This is a genomic window from Streptomyces sp. NPDC059371 (assembly GCF_042751995.1).
In the GTDB taxonomy this organism is placed as follows: Bacteria; Actinomycetota; Actinomycetes; order Streptomycetales; family Streptomycetaceae; genus Streptomyces.
The window spans coordinates 21,082-36,474 of record NZ_JBHYXD010000085.1; the positions used below are offsets into that span (position 1 = coordinate 21,082).

The following is a 15,393-nucleotide window of genomic DNA, read 5'->3' on the forward strand; positions in this document are numbered from 1 at the left end:
AACGTTGACATCAACGAGGACGGACGGCGGCGGCAACCGGCGGCCATGTACGGCACCAGTGCGCGAGGCGAGTCCCCACCAGGCCAGGCCCGGATCAAACTTACAAGGCGGATGTCGGCGGTTCGAAACCGTCCGCGCCCACCAGGAAAAAGGTCCCCAGCCGATCATGGCTGGGGACCTTTGACGCAGTCGTTCGTACAGGGCGCGCTCCACCATGACGCCCTGAACCGCGCCCGCTTCACGGTCTGTGGGTCGAAGGCGGACGGGATGGCTGCAGGGACAGTTGTGGTTCCTGTCGGAGCCAGATCCGCGAGTCAATCGGAAACCTCGGATTGGGCACGGTAAGAGCGGCTGATGAGGCCTTGCCGGTGCGGCGTCGCGTGACTCACTGATCGTTTCGGAATGTGGACACGGCGTCATCTGAGGGCGCCCGGCCCGTGCCGCGCGCTCGCCGCCTCGGCTGTGAAAATCATTGTCCGATCGTCGGAACACGGTGATAGAGAGTCCATGTGACGACGACACTTACGTTCCCCGTTCTGCTGCGACTGATCGACGAACGGTCGACCGCCTTCCGTACCGCGGTCGCCTCCGCGCCCAGCCTCGACGTACAGGTGCCGACCTGCCCGGAGTGGACGCTGTTCGATCTGGCGCAGCACATCGGCGAGGGGCGCCGCGACTGGGCCGCCACCGTCGCCGCAGGGCCTGCTCCGGCCAAGTCCGCAGCGGAGGGCGCCCCGGCTGCGCCTCGGGAGCGCGAGGCCGTGCCGGCCTGGTTGGCCGCGTCGACGCAGGAGTTGGTGGACGCACTGCGGGAGGCCGGCCCGGATCGCGGTTGCTGGACGTGGTGGGGTGCGTCCCAGTCGCCGCAGAACTGTGGCGCCGTCGCCCGGCACCAGCTCCAGCAGATGGCGGTGCACACCTACGACGCCCAGGTCACTGTGGGTGTTTCGGAGCCGCTGCCGGAGGAGGTGGCACTCGACGGTGTCGAGGAGTTCCTGTTCACCTGCGTCGCAACGACGAGTGCCTGGCCGCACAAGCCCACTGCCTTCGACTTCCACGCCACCGAGGGCCACTCCTGGCGCCTCACGGTCGACGGCGACGGCGCACGCTCCACCCGTATCTCCGCGCCCGGCACGACGCCTGTAGCCGCTGCCGACGAGGACCCGAACGCGGCCGGCGTCTCCGTTCGCGGCACCGCCAGTGAGCTGGTTCTCTTCGTGTACGACCGTATCTCGGCGGACTCCGTGCAGATCGAGGGAGACGCAGGTTTGTTCGACCTGCTCCGCGCGTGGGAGCCGGAGGAGTAGTCAGAGCGAGTTCGGCGTTCGACCTGATCAGCTAGTGAAGCCCTGAGCACGGGAGTGGCACGGCCGCGATTCGGGTCGTGCCACTCCCGTGCCAGAACGGGTGGTGGTGCGCTACGTTCACCATCAATTGGCGGCGATCGTCGAGGCGGGGGTTGCCATGGCCGTCACCGCACCTGTGGTCTTCGGCGTGCGCGGGCTGCCGGAGGCCGGAATCCGCAAGGCGCTTCCTCTTGTCTGCATCTTGGGGGCCGGTGCGCTCTTCGGTCTGCCGGCGGTTTCAATGCGGGAACAACCCTTGGGCAAGGGCCAGTTCCTCTAACCCTCGCCGCGGATCGCGACGCCTGGGTGAGTTTGCTCTGTCGTGCCGGACCGCCGCTGAACCTGCGGGCCGACGGACCTGTCGGCACGTCTGTGAGAACTGGGCGGATCGGCCGGACGATCCCTAGTACCCGGTCATTCCTCCTGGGCTGGTGCGCCTCTGCCTATGGTCATCGACCAGCGCACGCCCGAAGGTGCCTGGACGGATACGACTCCGCCGCGTTCCACGCCTTTGATCGCCATCTCGTTATAGGTGGTGTTCACCTTGCCGGCGACGCAGTCCAGCGGGAAAGAGGCGTGGACGGGCTGCACCGCGACCTTGATCTTCCCCGCGCCCTGGCAGTTCACCGCGACGATGAGCGCGTCGCTCTTCTTGCCCTTGCCGAACGGGATGCTGGCACTCCCGCTGGTCACGTTCTGGCGGCCCGCGAGTGTTTCGCCCCCGTCCAGCGTCGGGGGCTTCTGCGCTGCGGGCCGAGTGGCGCTGGGCGCGGTGGTGATCTTCGCCGAGCCCGGATCGGACGAGTGCGTGGGCCGGCTGGACTGCTCGGCATCGGTGCGATCCGACGTGCAGGCGGCGACCGTGAGCAGCGCGGCGGCGCACGCGATGATCAGCCCCACGGGGGTGCGGTGCGACAAGTCATGGCTCCTGGATGGTCCAACTGATGCCGTGCGGTGCGTAGATGGTCGCGCTTCTCTTGCTTCCCTTGCCGCAGTCGACGTACCCGTCCCGGGGTGCGCGCACGCTTGAACCGATCTGCCCTCTCGGTGAGGTGGATCACGGTGCAGCAGCGAAATGCCGCAACCACGGCAACCCCTCGCGTCGTCAGTGTTCTTGCCCGGCCCGGACTGTGTCCGGGCCTGTCACCGGAGATCGCTACGATGCGCGCGGGGCCGCGCCCCAGGAGGCGCGGAAACGTTTCCGAGGGGGATACCTGTGTTCGTGCTGTCCATTCTGCTGCTCATAACCGCGGTGGTGCTCTTTCTTGTCGGCCGTGGCCGCACCGCCGCGGGCAACTGGAAGCTCGGGGCGGCGCTCAGCGCCGTGGCGGGCGTGCTGGCAGGCGTCTTCGCCTGCGTTCATGTCGTGAGTGCCTCCGAGGTCGGCGTGCCGGTGACCTTCGGCAAGACCGGTACGCCGCTGGTCTCGGGCATCCACTTCAAGTCCCCGTTCACCGACATCACTTCCTTCTCCACCCGCCCGGTGGATCTCGACCTCATCGGCAAGGACGTGGTCGAGGTCCGTTCCTCCCAGGGCGGTGTGCTCTACGCGGACGTCACCATCAAGTGGGCCGTGGTGCCGGCCAAGGCGATCGAGCTGTACCGGCTGGCGGGCAGCGAGGACGCGGTCGAGGAGCGGCTGGTGCTTCCGGACAGCCGCGAGATCATCCGCAACGTCTTCGCGAAGCACACCAGCGAGGAAGGTTACGCATCCGGGCGCGAGCAGATCAGCTCGGAGATCGCCGGCCTCGTCAAGGAGCGACTGGCGCCCCGCGGCATCGACGTCACCTCCGTCAACCTGCGCAATGTGAGGCCGTCGGAGAAGCTCCAGGACCAGATCGACAAGAAGATCCAGCAGGAGCAGGCCACCGAGCGGGCCACCGAGGCGGCGCGTACGGCGAAGGCGGAGGCGGAGCGCAAGCGGATCGAGGCGGAGGGCATCGCCCGCGCCAACAAGATCATCGAGCGGTCGCTGAGCGACAAGGTGCTGTACAACCAGTGCATCGAGGCCTACAAGGAAGCCGCGAAGGCCAACCCGGTGTATGTGGTGCCGTGCGGTACGGACTCGGGCGGCACGCCGGTCATCGTGGACGGCAGCAAGAAGTGATGTCGCCGCGGGCAACGCCGCCTGCCTCGTTCCGGGTGTGAGGGGTGTGAGGGGTGGGATGCGTGTGGTGGGCGTGATGGGTGTCATCGGCCCCGTATAGCCACGGGCGGCGGTGAGCCACCAGTCTCAGGACGCGACAAAGGCCCAGGTCGACCGGTGCGAGCACCCGGAAGGCCTGGGCCCTGGTCCGGCGTCACTGAGACGGGATCGGCTGGGTGAGATTCACCGGGTTGCCGTCGGGGTCCTGGATGTGGGCGACGCGCTGTCCCCACGGCATGTCGTTGGGGCCGCCGTGGACCGAGCCGCCCAGCGCCGTCACCCGGCCGAGCGTCTCGTCGACGTCGTCGACACCGATGCTGAGCAGGATCCGCGGTGCCGCCCCCGCGCCCGTCTCCGGGTTCTCCTTGGCCACCAGCCCGAGGTCGGTGTCGCCGATGCGCAGACCGAGGTAGAAGACCGGGCCTTCCTCCGGTACCCGGAAGATCTCCTCGGCGCCGAACAAGTTCGTGTAGAAGCCGCGCAGGACGTCGTGGTCGGCGGTGATGATCACTGGCTGGATGGTGGACATGGCACTCCTGTCGGGAACGGTCGTGTCGCTGGGTAGACCGGTCGAGGCCGGTGAACTCATCGGCGAGACCGCCCCGCCGGACGATGGAACCCGCCTTGAACACGCGGGCAAAGATCCTGCCGGGCCACGTCTCACCCGGTTATGGGATCCTCCAGCGCTTCCCCGGCTTCGGGCGGCTCGCCGCTTACGACGGCGCGTCCCGCGTGTGCTTCAGCCGCATCCGGGCGTCGACCTTGTCCGGAGGGGCTATCTCCGACCAGAAGCGGTGGCCCGAGACGAACACGGTGAGCTCGAACTCGCGCCGGCGGAGCTTCTCGACCTCGGCCTGTTCGTCGTCGGTCCAGCCGGGGGAGGCGGGGCGTTCCACCTTGCGCCAGCCGCCGGTGTCGCTGAAGCCGTCCAGCGGCTCCACGGACCAGGGGAGTCGTTTCAGCAGAGCCAGCAGCTCGGCCCGGACCTGGTGCAGCTCCTCCTGGCCGGCGAGGAGGTCACTTGGAAAGTCATAGGTCGCAGCCACACGGCAATGCTACGCCTGTTCGATTTTGTGGTGCGAGTTCCTTCCGGTACTTCACGCGAACGGGTGTTCCGAACGGGAGTTCGAGACGGAGAGGAGGGAAGCGGGTCTCGTCCCCGAGGGTGGGGTGGGTCGGCGGGCTGGATTCGCCGGACTGGATTCAGCAGGTGAGACTGCACAGTTTGAACTGGACAGTTTGAGCTGGGCGATTTACGGTGGCCGCATGGATCAAAGTGCCGACCGGCCGAACGAAGCGGGCGTCTCGGATTCCGCGGCACGTGCCGCGCAGGATCTGCGCGTCGCGTTCAGCCTGCTCAGGCGGCGGATCCGCGAAGTGTCCGAGACGCAGGCCCCGGCACAGGGCTCGACGCAGACCCCGGCGCAGGGCTCGGCCCAGACCCCGGCGCAGGGCTCGCCTCAGGACCTCACCCCCTCCCAGATCTCCGCGCTCACCCTGGTGAGCAAGAGCGGGGCCGCCACGGCCAGTGCGCTGGCGGCGGTCGAAGGTGTGCGCCCGCAGTCGATGGCCGCCACGCTCGCGGCCCTCGACCAGTTCGGGCTCATCCAGCGCAACCCCGACCCCGGGGACGGCCGGCGTCAGCTCGTGACGCTCACGGACGCCGGGCGCGAGCGCGTCGAAGGCACCCGGCAGGCCCGTTCGGAGTGGCTCGCCCGGGCCTTCGAGGAGCGCTGCACGGAGGACGAGCGGCAGACCGTCATCGCGGCGATGGCGCTGCTGGAACGGCTCACCCGGTCGTGATACCCACCCTCCGCGACTGGCTCCAGCACCGGAGCACCCCCACGCGTCACCGCCCGCCCGACCGTTTCGACCGCCGGCTGATCGCCCCGATGGTCCTCGGGACCGTACTGAATCCCGTCAACTCCTCCATGATCGCCGTGGCGCTGGTGCCGATCGGCAGGGCGCTCGGCGCCTCCCCGGCGGAGACCGCGTGGCTGGTCTCCGGGCTCTATCTCGCCACCGCCGTGGGGCAGCCCGTCATCGGACGGCTTGTCGACCTCTACGGACCTCGCCGGCTGTACCTCGTCGGTACGGCCATGGTGGGCGTCGCCGGACTTCTGGGCGCCCTCTCCCCGAACCTCGGCGCGCTCGTCGCCGCCCGGGTGCTGCTCGGGCTCGGCACCTCGGCCGCGTACCCCGCCGCGATGCACCTGACCCGCGGCGAGGCCGAGCGCACCGGGCAGAGCAGTCCGGCCGGCGTGCTGACCGCGCTCGCCGTCTCCGCGCAGACCGTCGCCGTGGTCGGGCCCACCCTGGGCGGCCTGCTCATCGGCGTCGGCGGCTGGCGCACCATCTTCCTCGTCAATGTGCCGCTGTCCCTGGCCTGTCTGGTCCTCGGAGCCCTGCGGCTGCCGAAGGCCGCGAAACCGGCGCCGACGGCCTGCCCCGCTCACGTGAAACCGGCGCCGACGGCCCACCCTGCCGACGCGGATGCGTCCCAGGCAGCCGAGGCGTCCAAGCCGTCCGCGTCCGGTGCGCGCGGTGTCGACCTCGTCGGCATGGCCCTGTTCACCGCCCTGCTCGTCTCGCTGATGCTGTTCCTGATGAGACCGCGGGCGGCGGACTGGTACCTGCCGGTGCTCGCGCTCGTCGCCGGGGCCGCCTTCGCGCGGTGGGAACTCCGGGTCCCGGCCCCGTTCGTCGACCTGCGGGTGCTCGGCGGCAACGGACCGATGCTGGCCACCTTCCTGCGCCAGTTCCTCAGCTACACCACCGCCTACGCCTTCCTCTACGGGTTCACGCAGTGGATGGAGGAGGGGCGCGGGCTGCACGCGGCCGGTGCTGGACTGGTCCTGCTCCCGCTGTCGTTGAGCGGACTCGTCGTCTCCGGTCTGACCGGACGGCGGGAGTCCGTCCGCGGCAAGCTCGTGGTCGGGAGTCTCGTCCAGGTCGCCGGGTGTCTGGCGATGCTGACCCTGGACGCGGGCAGCGCGATCTGGGGTCTCGCCGCCGTCGGCGCACTCATGGGTGTGCCGCAGGGACTCAATGGCCTGGCCAATCAGAACGCTCTCTACCGGCAGGCCGACCCCGCCCGGATCGCCTCGGCGGCCGGGCTGCTGCGCACGTTCATGTACCTCGGCGCGATGGCCGCCTCCGCCGCCGACGCCGCCTTCTTCACGCACGGCGCCGACACCGGCGGCCTGCACCACCTGGCCCTCTTCATGCTCGCCGGAGCCGTACTGCTCCTGGCCGTGACCCTCATCGACCGATCCCTTCGCGATCTCACCCCCCGAAAGGCCTGACCATGGCAGTCACCACGCTCGACCCCCGCACCGCGCTCGTCCTCATCGACCTTCAGCACGGCATCGTCGGCAGCCCGGGCCTCGCCCCGAACACCGGCGCCGACGTCGTGAAGCGCGCCGTCCGGCTCGCGGACGCGTTCCGCGGTCACGACCTCCCGGTCGTCCTCGTCCGGGTCACCGCCGCCGCCGCCGACGGCGCCGACGCCGTACGCGGCCGGATCGACGGCCCGAGCCGCGCCCGCACGTTCCCCGAGGGCTGGGACGTCATCGTCGACGACCTGACCGGGCACCCCGAGGACCTCAGCGTGACCAAGCGGAACTGGGGCGCCTTCTACGGCACCGACCTCGACCTGCACCTGCGCCGCCGCGGGATCACCCAGATCGTGCTGGCCGGCATCGCCACCAGCATCGGCGTCGAGTCCTCGGCACGCGCCGCGCACGAACACGGCTACCACGTCACCCTCGCCACCGACGCCATGTCCGACCTCGACCACGAGACGCACCGCAACAGCGTCGAGCGGATCTTCCCCCGCCTCGGTGAGACCGGCACGACCGAGGAGATCGTCGAGCTGCTCGACAAGACCCGGGTCTGATCGGCCAACTCACAAGGCCCGCGAGTACCTTGGGGCCGTGACTCTGGATGATCTTCGCGTGTTCGTCGCCGTCTGCCGGGCCGGAAGTCTGAGCGCCGTGGCCCGGGAACTGGGCTGCACGCAGTCGGCGGTGAGTCAGCACGTACGCCGGCTGGAACGCGAGGTCGGGCTCGGACTCGTCGAGAGGCAGGCCCGGGGCGTGGTGCCCACCCGCGCCGGGCGCCTCCTCGAACGGGCCGCCGCCGACGGCATCGCCGGGCTCGACCTCGCGCTGCGCGGGCTCGACGAACTGGCGCGCGGGGGCGGCGGTACGGTGCGGATCGCCACCGGCGGTACCACCGTGCGGCACTTCATGGCCGAGGCCGTGGTCGAATTCCGGGGGCGGTACCCCAAGGTCAGCCTGGAGTTCCAGACCGAGAACTCCAGCCGGGGCTGCTTCGACGCGCTCGCCGACCACGGACTCGACCTCGCCTGGGTCACCCTCGGCCCTCCCGTACGCGGGATCGAGCAGCGGGTCGTGGCCGAACTCCCCTGGGTGCTCGCCGTGCACGCGGACGACGAACTCGCCACGCGGGAAAGGATCGAGGCGGAGGAACTGGCCGGACTGCGGGTCGTGGGACTTCCCGAGCGGTCCACCTCTCGCGCCCATCTCGACTCCGCATACCGGGAATTGGGGATACCGGCGGGCGCTTCCGACACCAGTGTCGCCGACTGGGACACCGCGATCCTGCTCGCCGAACTCGGCCTCGGCCACGCCGTCGTCCCGGCCCTGCCCGGCCTGCCCGGGCCCGGTCACCCCCGCCTGCGCTTCCTCCCCGTACCGGCCCTGCCGCCCCTCGCGGTCGGCTGGGCGGTCCGCCGCTGGGACGCCCTGTCACCCGCGGCGCACGCCTTCGCCGACACGGTGGCCCGGCACTGCTCGCACGCCGGGACGGTGGCGGGGGACTGACAGCGGCGCGGTGCCGGAGACCGGCGCCGGCACCGGGCCCCGTAACACCCTTACACGCTCGGGCGAACACCCGTACCCGTCGAGCCAACACCCTCGCACAGTCGGTCGGTTCGGCCCGGACCTCGAAGGGCCGGACATGGCGCGTCGGCCGTCAGCCGTCCGTGCCGGCGAGCGGCGTCAGATGCCGGACCAGTTCGCCCGCCACCGGAACCGGCACCCCGGCCCGCTCCGCGGCGCGCAGCAACGCGCCGCCGATCGCGTCGAGTTCGAGGGCGCGGCCCGCCTCGGCGTCCCGCTGCATCGAGGACTTGGTGGCCGCCGGGAAGGCGTCGTAACGGGCGAGAGCGGTCGCCGGATCGGTGGCGGCTCCGCACGCGCGGCCCACCGCGGCCGTCTCCTCGACGAGAGCGGTCAACTCGGCGCGGTGCAGCGAGCGCACGTCGCCCACCGGCACCCCGTACCGGGTCGTCAGCAGGGCGAACGGCGCGAGGAACGCCATCTTCGCCCAGAGCGTCGCCGACTCGCCGTCCTGGATCCGGGCGTGCAGCCCGGCCCACTCCAGGGCCCCGGCGAACGCCTCCACGCGCGCACGGGGTGCCGTGTCCGCAGTCAGGTCGAGCTCGGCGAACGGGCTGCCGTGCTCGATCACTCCCGGAGCGATCCGCGTCGACTCCACACGGATCACCGCGGGGGCCACCTGCTCGGAGCGGTAGCGCTCACGCAGCAGCGCCGGGTGCTCGACACCGTTCAGGAGCGGGACGATCAGCCCCTCCTCGCCCAGGGCCTTCGCCGGGAGGCGCTCCAGCGCGGCGTCCAGGGCCGTCGCCTTGACCGCGATCAGGCACACGTCGGCCGGCTCGCGCAGTTCGGTGTCCACCGCCACCCGCGCCGTGAAGTCGCCGAAGTGGCCGCTGCGCACCTCGATGCCGTCCGCGGCCAGCCTCCGCCCGGTCTCGTCCCCGGCGAGGCAGACGACCCGGTGACCGGCACGGGACAGGAGCGCCGCGAGCAGCCCGCCGACCCCTCCCGGACCCAGCACAGCCACCGTCAGCGCGTCGTTCGCCATAGATCCTCGCTCCTCTTCACGGACCCCGAACGGGCCCTGGAGATGGTCACAAGACGCGGTGACCCGAGTCAATCCTCGGAGAAACTTGCCCAACCCCAAGCAATCACTCGGATGTTGTGCGGACCGGACCGCGCACGGCCGCTACGGCACCCGTACCGAAGCCCCGGGCTCCAGCAGCCGCAGCCGGTCCGTGAGACCCGCCCGCGCGAACGCCTTCGTCAGGGTCGAACCGTCCTGCGTGAAGTGACCCCAGTGCTCGAAGTGCAGCGGGACCACCCGGACGGCGCCGAGGATCTCCGCGGCCCGCGCCGCGTCCTCGCTCGTCAGGGTGAGCGGGGCGGCCGGCACCAGCGGGGTGCGCGCCGCGCCCGCGAACAGCACGGCCACATCGAAGGGGCCCTCCTGGTCCGCGATCTCCCGTACGACGTCCAGGGACGCGTTGTCACCGCTCACGTACACCTTGGGCACCCCCTCCCCGGACAGCACGAAGCCGGTCACCTCGCCCACGAGAGGGAGTGAGCCGTCGGGCCCGTGCTGCGCCGGAACGGCCGTCACGCGCAGGAATCCGCCGTCCGGACGCGCCAGCTCGGCGGACTCCCAGGGGCCGAGGGCGCGTACGGGGGCGCCGATCCGCTCGTACGCCGATGCCGTCGACAGGGTCACCGGGGCACTCTGGAGGTACCCGCGCCCGGACGTGTCCAGGTTGTCGGGGTGCTGGTCGTGCGAGAGCAGGACGGCGTCGACCGGGCCGATCTTCTCGGCCGGGAGCGCGGGTCCGGCGGTCTTCACCAGCTTCCGTGAGCCGACGGGGTACTCGCCGGGGGCGTCGAAGGTCGGATCGGTCAGGAGCCGCAGGCCGCCGATCGCGATGACGGCGGTGGGGCCGCCGATGTAGGTGATCTCCACTGAGGTCATGTTCTGCTCAATCCGGCGCACCGGCGGCGCTATTCCCGGCCCGGACGGGCCGCCTTGCGCGAGCGGTGACCACGACGGCACCGGACGCGCGAGACTGGACCCATGTGCCGCAGCATCAAGACACTTCGACCGCCCGCGATCCCCGAGGAAGCGACCGAGGAGGAGATCCGCGCCGCCGCTCTGCAGTACGTCCGCAAGGTGTCCGGGTTCCGTGCCCCGGCCGCTCACAACCGTGAGGTCTTCGACCGCGCCGTCGAGGCGGTCGCGGCGGCCACGGCCGAACTGCTGGACCACCTGGAGGTGCGCGGGGCGGCGGCTCAGCACGCCGGATGACCGGCCGGACGTCCCGCCCGGCGCAGGGTCGGAGGCGTCCGTGGGCGGGCGTGCCCGTGGGCCCTCACGTGAGGGTGCTCGTACGCCTGCACGCCTCTGCGCCCGTACGCCTCTGCGTCCGCACGGCGGGTGTGTCCTGTCCGGGTGCCCGCGTGCCCCTGGGCCGGGGCTCAGGCGCCCGCTTCCCGCTCCCGTACCGCGGGACGGCGTACGACGTAGGCGGCGCCCGCACCCGCGATGAACAGGGCCCCGACCGAGACGGCCGCCGTGAGCCAGGTGGCGCCCAGCCACTGGCCGCCGAAGTAGCCGAGGGCCACGCTGTAGCCGGCCCAGGCCAGACCGGCGAGGACCGACCAGGGCAGGAAGTCGCGGACCCGGCGGTGCGCGGCGCCCGCGCCGAGCGAGACGACCGAGCGGCCGGCCGGAGCGAAACGGGCGACGACCACGAGCACACCGCCGCCGCTCGCCAGGACCTGGCCGAGACGTTCCTGCGCCCGGGTCAGGCGGCGGGACCGGGCGATGGCGCGAACCAGACGGTCGCCACCGCGCCAGGCGAGGCGGTACGCCACCAGGTCGCCGAGGACCGAGGCCGTGGCCGCGCAGAGGGTGAGCACCAGGATGTCGGGCACGGCGTGCGGGACGTTGCCGGTCGCCGTTGCGGAGCCCGCCGCGGCCGTAGCGGCCGTGATGACCAGGACCCCACTCGGCAGAACGGGCAGAAACACATCGAGAACGATGGACACGGCGATCACCGCGTAGATCCATGGGCTGCCTGTCAGCGACCCCACACTCTCCAGCACCGAAACTCTCCCCCGACCACCCCGTGAGCCCGACCGCGCCACTCCTCGCGACGGAGTGGCGTGCGGTCCGTGACCGCCATACAGCGTACGCCGCGGATGGTGCGGATGATCCTCCGGGGACGCATGTGTCGGTGACATCACGTTCACAGGCCCGCACGCTCCGGTACGCGGGGCGCCGCCGGCAACCGCGAGGAATGGCCCTATTCCGGGGTGATCCGGGACTCCGTCACCGTCGTCAGCCGGGCGCCTCCGGCCGCACGGCCGAGGCCGTCACCGCGCGCGGGCCGTGCCTGTTCGAGACGCAGAGAGGCCGAACGGCCATGCAGGGTAAGGGTCATGAGCTGGTTGCCGAACCAAGGACCGCCGGTTTTCCGCCAGTCGACAGGCGGTCGGGCGCAACCGCCGTGCCGGGCAAGGAGGATGCCGAGCAGCCGGGCCGGGCGGCTCCAGCCGAAGCGGAAGCCGAGCCGTACGGAGAGCGGGATGGAGTTGTGGACGGGGGAGCAGGTCAGCTGGAGAACGCGGGCCGAGGGCTGCCGGGCGGGGTCGGCCCAGACCGGATCGGCGACGTAGGCGTGGTGCACGTCTCCCGACAGCACGCACACGGTCGCCGGTGCCCGCTCGGCCGAGCCGGCCTCGGCGATCAGCTCCGTCAGTTCCGTGAACGACTCCGGGAACGCCGCCCAGTGCTCCAGGTCGGCCGCGCGGCGCAGCCGCTCGCCGAACCGCGCCCAGCGCCCGCCCCGATCGCCCCGGCACAGGGCGGCGTCCCACGTCTCGACGTGATGGATCAGCGGGGGCAGCAGCCAGGGCAGTGACGTGCCTATCAGCAGGTGGTCCCGGGATTCCGGCGTCTCCAGGGCCTGCTCGCGCAGCCAGGCCGCCTCACCGGGATCGAGCATCGACCGGTCCTTCTCGTCCAGGACGCGGGCCGCGCGGGTGTCGAGCATCAGGACGCGGGTCCGGCCGAAGTCGCGGCGGTAGCTCCAGCGGACCGAGGCCGGGTCGGCGTCGGCCTGGGCGGCGAAGGCGCGCAGCACGTCCGTGCCGTCGGGGGTCTCGCGCACGGCCGCGTACAGCAGGTCCCCGGAGAGCTCGGCGGGGGAGAGATTGCCGAGGTGCTGGTGGACCCAGTACGACATCAGACCGCTGAGCACCCGCTCGCGCCACCACGGGGTCGCCCGGATCTCCGCGAGCCAGGAGGCGCTGGTGTTCCAGTCGTCGATGACGTCGTGGTCGTCGAAGATCATGCAGCTCGGTACGGTCGACAGCAGCCAGCGGATCTCGGGGTCGAGCCAGGATTCGTAGTAGAGGCGGGTGTACTCCTCGTAGTCCGCGACCTGGTGGCCCGGGGGGTCCGCGAGACCCCGGCGCGCGGCGATCCAGGCGCGGGTGGCCCTGGAGACCTCGTCCGCGTACACCTGGTCGCCCAACAGCAGGAGTACGTCCGGGCGTTCGGCGTCCGGGGCCTCGGCGATCCGGGCGGCGAGGGTGTCCAGCGCGTCGGGCCCCACCGGGTCCTTCTCGTCCGCGGGCGGTGATGCCCACCGGCAGGAACCGAAGGTGACCCGGACGGCGGCGTCCTCGCTCCCGGGGGTGCGGACGACCGAGGGAGGAAAGCGCGAGTCGGGCAGCGGCCAGACGGCCGCGCCGTCCAGCAGGATCTCGTACGAGGTGGTCGTGCCCGGTGTCAGTCCGTCCACCGGCACCAGTGCGTAGTGATGGCCCGCCACCTGGAAGGTGCGGGCCTGTCCGCGGGTGCCGTCCGCGCAGCGCACCTCGGCGGTGCACGGGCGGCTCGCCTCGACCCAGAAGGTCGCCGATGAGCCGTCCACGTACCTCAGCAGCGGTCCCAGGCGCAGCTCGGCCATGGTGATCCCCCTCCTCCGTCGCCCCGTACGGTACGGAACGACGGAGGCCTGTGGGGAGGTTCCGGAGACCGTGGGAATCACCGTGGGGGGACGGTGCCCGGAACCCTGGCGGCCCGCGGCCGCCGGTCTGTGCGGCGGGTGCGGGTCAGCAGCCGGCGAGGACCGAGGTCAGCTTGGTCTTCTCGGCGGAGTCGATCTTGAGGTTGTAGTAGTACTTCACCTGTACCCAGGCGCGGACGTAGGTGCAGGCGTACGCGGTGCGCGAGGGCATCCACTCGGCCGGGTCCTTGTCGCCCTTGGACTGGTTGACGTTGTCCGTGACGGCGAGGAGCTGCGGGCGGGTCACGTCGTTGGCGAAGGCCTGGCGCTGGGCCGTGGTCCAGGCGCTCGCGCCGGAGTCCCAGGCCTCGGCGAGCGGGACGAGGTGGTCGATGTCGACGTCGGAGGCGGCGGTCCAGGTGGCGCCGTCGTAGACGGAGTACCAGCTGCCGCTGGTGGCCACACAGGCGGAGTCGGTGGTGACGCCGGAGCCGTCGCGTTTGAGGATGTACTCACGGGTGTTGCACGTGCCGCTGATCGTGATCCAGGTCGGGAAGAGGTCGCGGGAGTAGCCGGTGCGGTTCTCGGTCGCGACGGTGAGGGACGCGAGGTAGGTGCGGGCGGTGGCCGCGCTGACCGGGGTGGGGAGGGCGGCGGAGGCGGTCGGGCCGTTGAAAACTCCGGCCATGGCTATCAGACCCGTGATGCCTGCGAGTATGCTCAGCCGTCGACGCGCGTAGACCTTGGGCATGCGAACTCCCTTGTGGTGTGGGGGTGTTGCGGTGCGGGCGAACGAATGCTCGCGGCGTCGTATTGCCGTGAGGTAAGTGCGCGGTTAGAAAATAATGACGCGTTCATGACATGACAAGGTTCATGGCAGAACTTTCTCCGGCGTCCGGGTGTCCAGGTCGGGGGGCCTTCGGCCCTGGGGGGCCGCCTCGCGGGTCGCGTAGTATGGACGGCGCAGAAGGGGAGTAGCTCTTCGCCGGACCGTCGACATACTGCTCAGCTCGTCTGAGCCGGCGCCCGGAGGCAGACCTCGATCATGAGGCCGGCCAGCGAGACCTTCGGCAAGCAGTGCACTTGCCCTGCCGGGCTTTCCGGTGTGGGCCTTGTGCCCGTGCCTCCCGGCGCGGGTGTAGCTGTGTGCTGCCGTGCCGAGGTGTCGCGCAGTCACAGCACGCGTAATCGCAACACTCTCGGCGGGGCAGCCCGACCGATTGAGGAATTTTGATCAGCTTCAGCGTGATGGCGCTCGTCTTCGGTGTCGTCTTCCTTGCCGAACTGCCCGACAAGACCGCGCTCGCCGGCCTCGTCCTCGGCACCCGCTACCGCGCTTCGTACGTCTTCGTCGGTGTCGCCGCTGCCTTCGCCGTCCATGTGACGCTCGCCGTCGCGGCGGGCAGCGTGCTGACACTGCTGCCGCAGCAGATCGTGCACGCCGTCACCGGTGTGCTGTTTCTCGGCGGGGCCGCGGTGCTGCTGATGAAGAAGGGCGAGGACGGGGAAGAGGTCCGCAAGCCGGCGAACCAGACGTTCTGGAAGGTGTCCGGGGCGGGCTTCATGCTCATCCTCGTCGCCGAGTTCGGCGACCTCACGCAGATCATGACGGCGAACCTCGCCGCGCGTTACGACGACCCGCTGTCGGTGGGGCTCGGCGCGGTGCTGGGGCTGTGGGCCGTGGCGGGGCTGGGGATCGTGGGCGGCAAGGCGCTGATGAAGCGGGTGCCGTTGTCGTTGATCACCAAGGTGGCGGCTGTGCTGATGCTGGGGCTGGGGGTTTGGAGTCTGTACGAGGCTGTGGCGGGCTGAGTTCGCTCGCCTCTGGCGTTTGTCGGTGGGCGTCGGCTGTGCCGGCGTTCGGGGTTCGGTGCTGGTTCCTTGCGGTGCGGTAGCGGGGTCGGTCCGGCCGCCGCAGCCGCCTCGGACCGGGCGTGACACCGGTGGGTGGGTCGGGGCCGTGCCGGTGCATCAGCCCGTCGCCGTTGGGTGAGGGGTGGGCGTCGGTGGCGACGGGCATCGATGTACCG

The 15,393-nt window shown here is 70.9% G+C and carries 17 protein-coding genes; 9 read left to right on the plus strand and 8 right to left on the minus strand.

Annotated elements, in window-relative coordinates; translation table 11 throughout:
- Window positions 1-509 precede the first annotated feature (509 nt).
- Both ACFXGX_RS33125 and ACFXGX_RS33130 read left to right on the plus strand, forming a co-directional pair.
- The gene (locus ACFXGX_RS33125; protein ID WP_384798684.1) at window positions 510-1,307 is read left to right on the plus strand and encodes a maleylpyruvate isomerase family mycothiol-dependent enzyme; all 798 of its coding nucleotides are present in this window, start codon (window positions 510-512) and stop codon (window positions 1,305-1,307) included.
- Window positions 1,308-1,410: 103 nt separating this feature from the next.
- Entirely contained in the window at window positions 1,411-1,626 is a 216-nt protein-coding gene (locus ACFXGX_RS33130; RefSeq protein ID WP_384798687.1) for a hypothetical protein, read from the plus strand.
- Window positions 1,627-1,760: 134 nt separating this feature from the next.
- On the opposite strand, the gene ACFXGX_RS33135 is transcribed toward ACFXGX_RS33130, so the two are convergent.
- Window positions 1,761-2,264, minus strand: a complete 504-nt coding sequence (locus ACFXGX_RS33135; RefSeq protein WP_384798690.1) for a hypothetical protein — start codon at window positions 2,262-2,264, stop codon at window positions 1,761-1,763.
- 304 nt (window positions 2,265-2,568) lie between these two features.
- Between ACFXGX_RS33135 and ACFXGX_RS33140 the strand changes: the two genes are divergently transcribed.
- Window positions 2,569-3,453, plus strand: a complete 885-nt coding sequence (locus tag ACFXGX_RS33140; RefSeq protein ID WP_384798693.1) for a prohibitin family protein — start codon at window positions 2,569-2,571, stop codon at window positions 3,451-3,453.
- Between the two features lie 193 nt (window positions 3,454-3,646).
- On the opposite strand, the gene ACFXGX_RS33145 is transcribed toward ACFXGX_RS33140, so the two are convergent.
- Window positions 3,647-4,021 carry a VOC family protein gene (locus tag ACFXGX_RS33145; protein WP_384798696.1) on the minus strand — a complete coding sequence of 125 codons (375 nt, stop codon included), beginning with the start codon at window positions 4,019-4,021 and terminating at the stop codon, window positions 3,647-3,649.
- A gap of 184 nt (window positions 4,022-4,205) precedes the next feature.
- Window positions 4,206-4,538, minus strand: coding sequence for a hypothetical protein (locus ACFXGX_RS33150; protein ID WP_384798699.1), 333 nt, complete (start codon window positions 4,536-4,538; stop codon window positions 4,206-4,208).
- A gap of 220 nt (window positions 4,539-4,758) precedes the next feature.
- Here ACFXGX_RS33150 and ACFXGX_RS33155 point away from each other — a divergent pair, with 220 nt between their 5' ends.
- From ACFXGX_RS33155 to ACFXGX_RS33170, 4 genes are read left to right on the plus strand one after another with little or no spacing between them, the layout of a single operon-like run.
- A complete protein-coding gene (locus tag ACFXGX_RS33155) occupies window positions 4,759-5,295 on the plus strand; it encodes a MarR family transcriptional regulator (RefSeq protein ID WP_384798702.1) in 537 nt (178 codons plus the stop codon).
- Window positions 5,292-6,797, plus strand: coding sequence for an MFS transporter (locus tag ACFXGX_RS33160; protein ID WP_384798705.1), 1,506 nt, complete (start codon window positions 5,292-5,294; stop codon window positions 6,795-6,797). Before ACFXGX_RS33155 ends, ACFXGX_RS33160 begins: the two co-directional genes overlap by 4 nt.
- A 2-nt stretch (window positions 6,798-6,799) precedes the next feature.
- Window positions 6,800-7,390, plus strand: coding sequence for a hydrolase (locus tag ACFXGX_RS33165; protein ID WP_384798708.1), 591 nt, complete (start codon window positions 6,800-6,802; stop codon window positions 7,388-7,390).
- Between the two features lie 37 nt (window positions 7,391-7,427).
- Window positions 7,428-8,339: a LysR family transcriptional regulator gene (locus ACFXGX_RS33170; RefSeq protein WP_384798711.1), complete on the plus strand. Its 912-nt coding sequence runs from the start codon at window positions 7,428-7,430 to the stop codon at window positions 8,337-8,339.
- Between the two features lie 151 nt (window positions 8,340-8,490).
- On the opposite strand, the gene ACFXGX_RS33175 is transcribed toward ACFXGX_RS33170, so the two are convergent.
- On the minus strand, window positions 8,491-9,405 hold the full coding sequence (locus tag ACFXGX_RS33175) for a ketopantoate reductase family protein (RefSeq protein ID WP_384798714.1): 915 nt from the start codon (window positions 9,403-9,405) through the stop codon (window positions 8,491-8,493).
- Between the two features lie 141 nt (window positions 9,406-9,546).
- Window positions 9,547-10,320, minus strand: a complete 774-nt coding sequence (locus tag ACFXGX_RS33180) for an MBL fold metallo-hydrolase (RefSeq protein WP_384798717.1) — start codon at window positions 10,318-10,320, stop codon at window positions 9,547-9,549.
- 102 nt (window positions 10,321-10,422) lie between these two features.
- Here ACFXGX_RS33180 and ACFXGX_RS33185 point away from each other — a divergent pair, with 102 nt between their 5' ends.
- Window positions 10,423-10,653 (plus strand): DUF2277 domain-containing protein, encoded by a 231-nt coding sequence (locus ACFXGX_RS33185; protein WP_384798720.1) that lies wholly within the window; start codon window positions 10,423-10,425, stop codon window positions 10,651-10,653.
- 170 nt (window positions 10,654-10,823) lie between these two features.
- On the opposite strand, the gene ACFXGX_RS33190 is transcribed toward ACFXGX_RS33185, so the two are convergent.
- The 3 genes from ACFXGX_RS33190 to ACFXGX_RS33200 all read right to left on the minus strand — a co-directional run bounded on the left by ACFXGX_RS33190 (window position 10,824) and on the right by ACFXGX_RS33200 (window position 14,114).
- Window positions 10,824-11,453 carry a DedA family protein gene (locus ACFXGX_RS33190; protein WP_384798723.1) on the minus strand — a complete coding sequence of 210 codons (630 nt, stop codon included), beginning with the start codon at window positions 11,451-11,453 and terminating at the stop codon, window positions 10,824-10,826.
- Window positions 11,454-11,653: 200 nt separating this feature from the next.
- The gene (locus ACFXGX_RS33195) at window positions 11,654-13,324 is read right to left on the minus strand and encodes an alkaline phosphatase D family protein (RefSeq protein ID WP_384798726.1); all 1,671 of its coding nucleotides are present in this window, start codon (window positions 13,322-13,324) and stop codon (window positions 11,654-11,656) included.
- 145 nt (window positions 13,325-13,469) lie between these two features.
- Entirely contained in the window at window positions 13,470-14,114 is a 645-nt protein-coding gene (locus ACFXGX_RS33200) for an HNH endonuclease family protein (protein WP_384798730.1), read from the minus strand.
- A gap of 479 nt (window positions 14,115-14,593) precedes the next feature.
- Between ACFXGX_RS33200 and ACFXGX_RS33205 the strand changes: the two genes are divergently transcribed.
- Window positions 14,594-15,175, plus strand: a complete 582-nt coding sequence (locus tag ACFXGX_RS33205; protein WP_384798733.1) for a TMEM165/GDT1 family protein — start codon at window positions 14,594-14,596, stop codon at window positions 15,173-15,175.
- Window positions 15,176-15,393: the final 218 nt, after the last annotated feature.

What these genes read in the sequence shown, in the direction of transcription:
- ACFXGX_RS33195 (WP_384798726.1), bottom strand. Translation starts at nt 13,324, where the DNA reads ATGGCCGAGCTGCGCCTGGGACCGCTGCTGAGGTACGTGGACGGCTCA.
- ACFXGX_RS33155 (WP_384798702.1), top strand. Translation starts at nt 4,759, where the DNA reads ATGGATCAAAGTGCCGACCGGCCGAACGAAGCGGGCGTCTCGGATTCC.
- ACFXGX_RS33200 (WP_384798730.1), bottom strand. Translation starts at nt 14,114, where the DNA reads ATGCCCAAGGTCTACGCGCGTCGACGGCTGAGCATACTCGCAGGCATC.
- ACFXGX_RS33185 (WP_384798720.1), top strand. Translation starts at nt 10,423, where the DNA reads ATGTGCCGCAGCATCAAGACACTTCGACCGCCCGCGATCCCCGAGGAA.
- ACFXGX_RS33145 (WP_384798696.1), bottom strand. Translation starts at nt 4,021, where the DNA reads ATGTCCACCATCCAGCCAGTGATCATCACCGCCGACCACGACGTCCTG.
- ACFXGX_RS33165 (WP_384798708.1), top strand. Translation starts at nt 6,800, where the DNA reads ATGGCAGTCACCACGCTCGACCCCCGCACCGCGCTCGTCCTCATCGAC.
- ACFXGX_RS33175 (WP_384798714.1), bottom strand. Translation starts at nt 9,405, where the DNA reads ATGGCGAACGACGCGCTGACGGTGGCTGTGCTGGGTCCGGGAGGGGTC.
- ACFXGX_RS33180 (WP_384798717.1), bottom strand. Translation starts at nt 10,320, where the DNA reads ATGACCTCAGTGGAGATCACCTACATCGGCGGCCCCACCGCCGTCATC.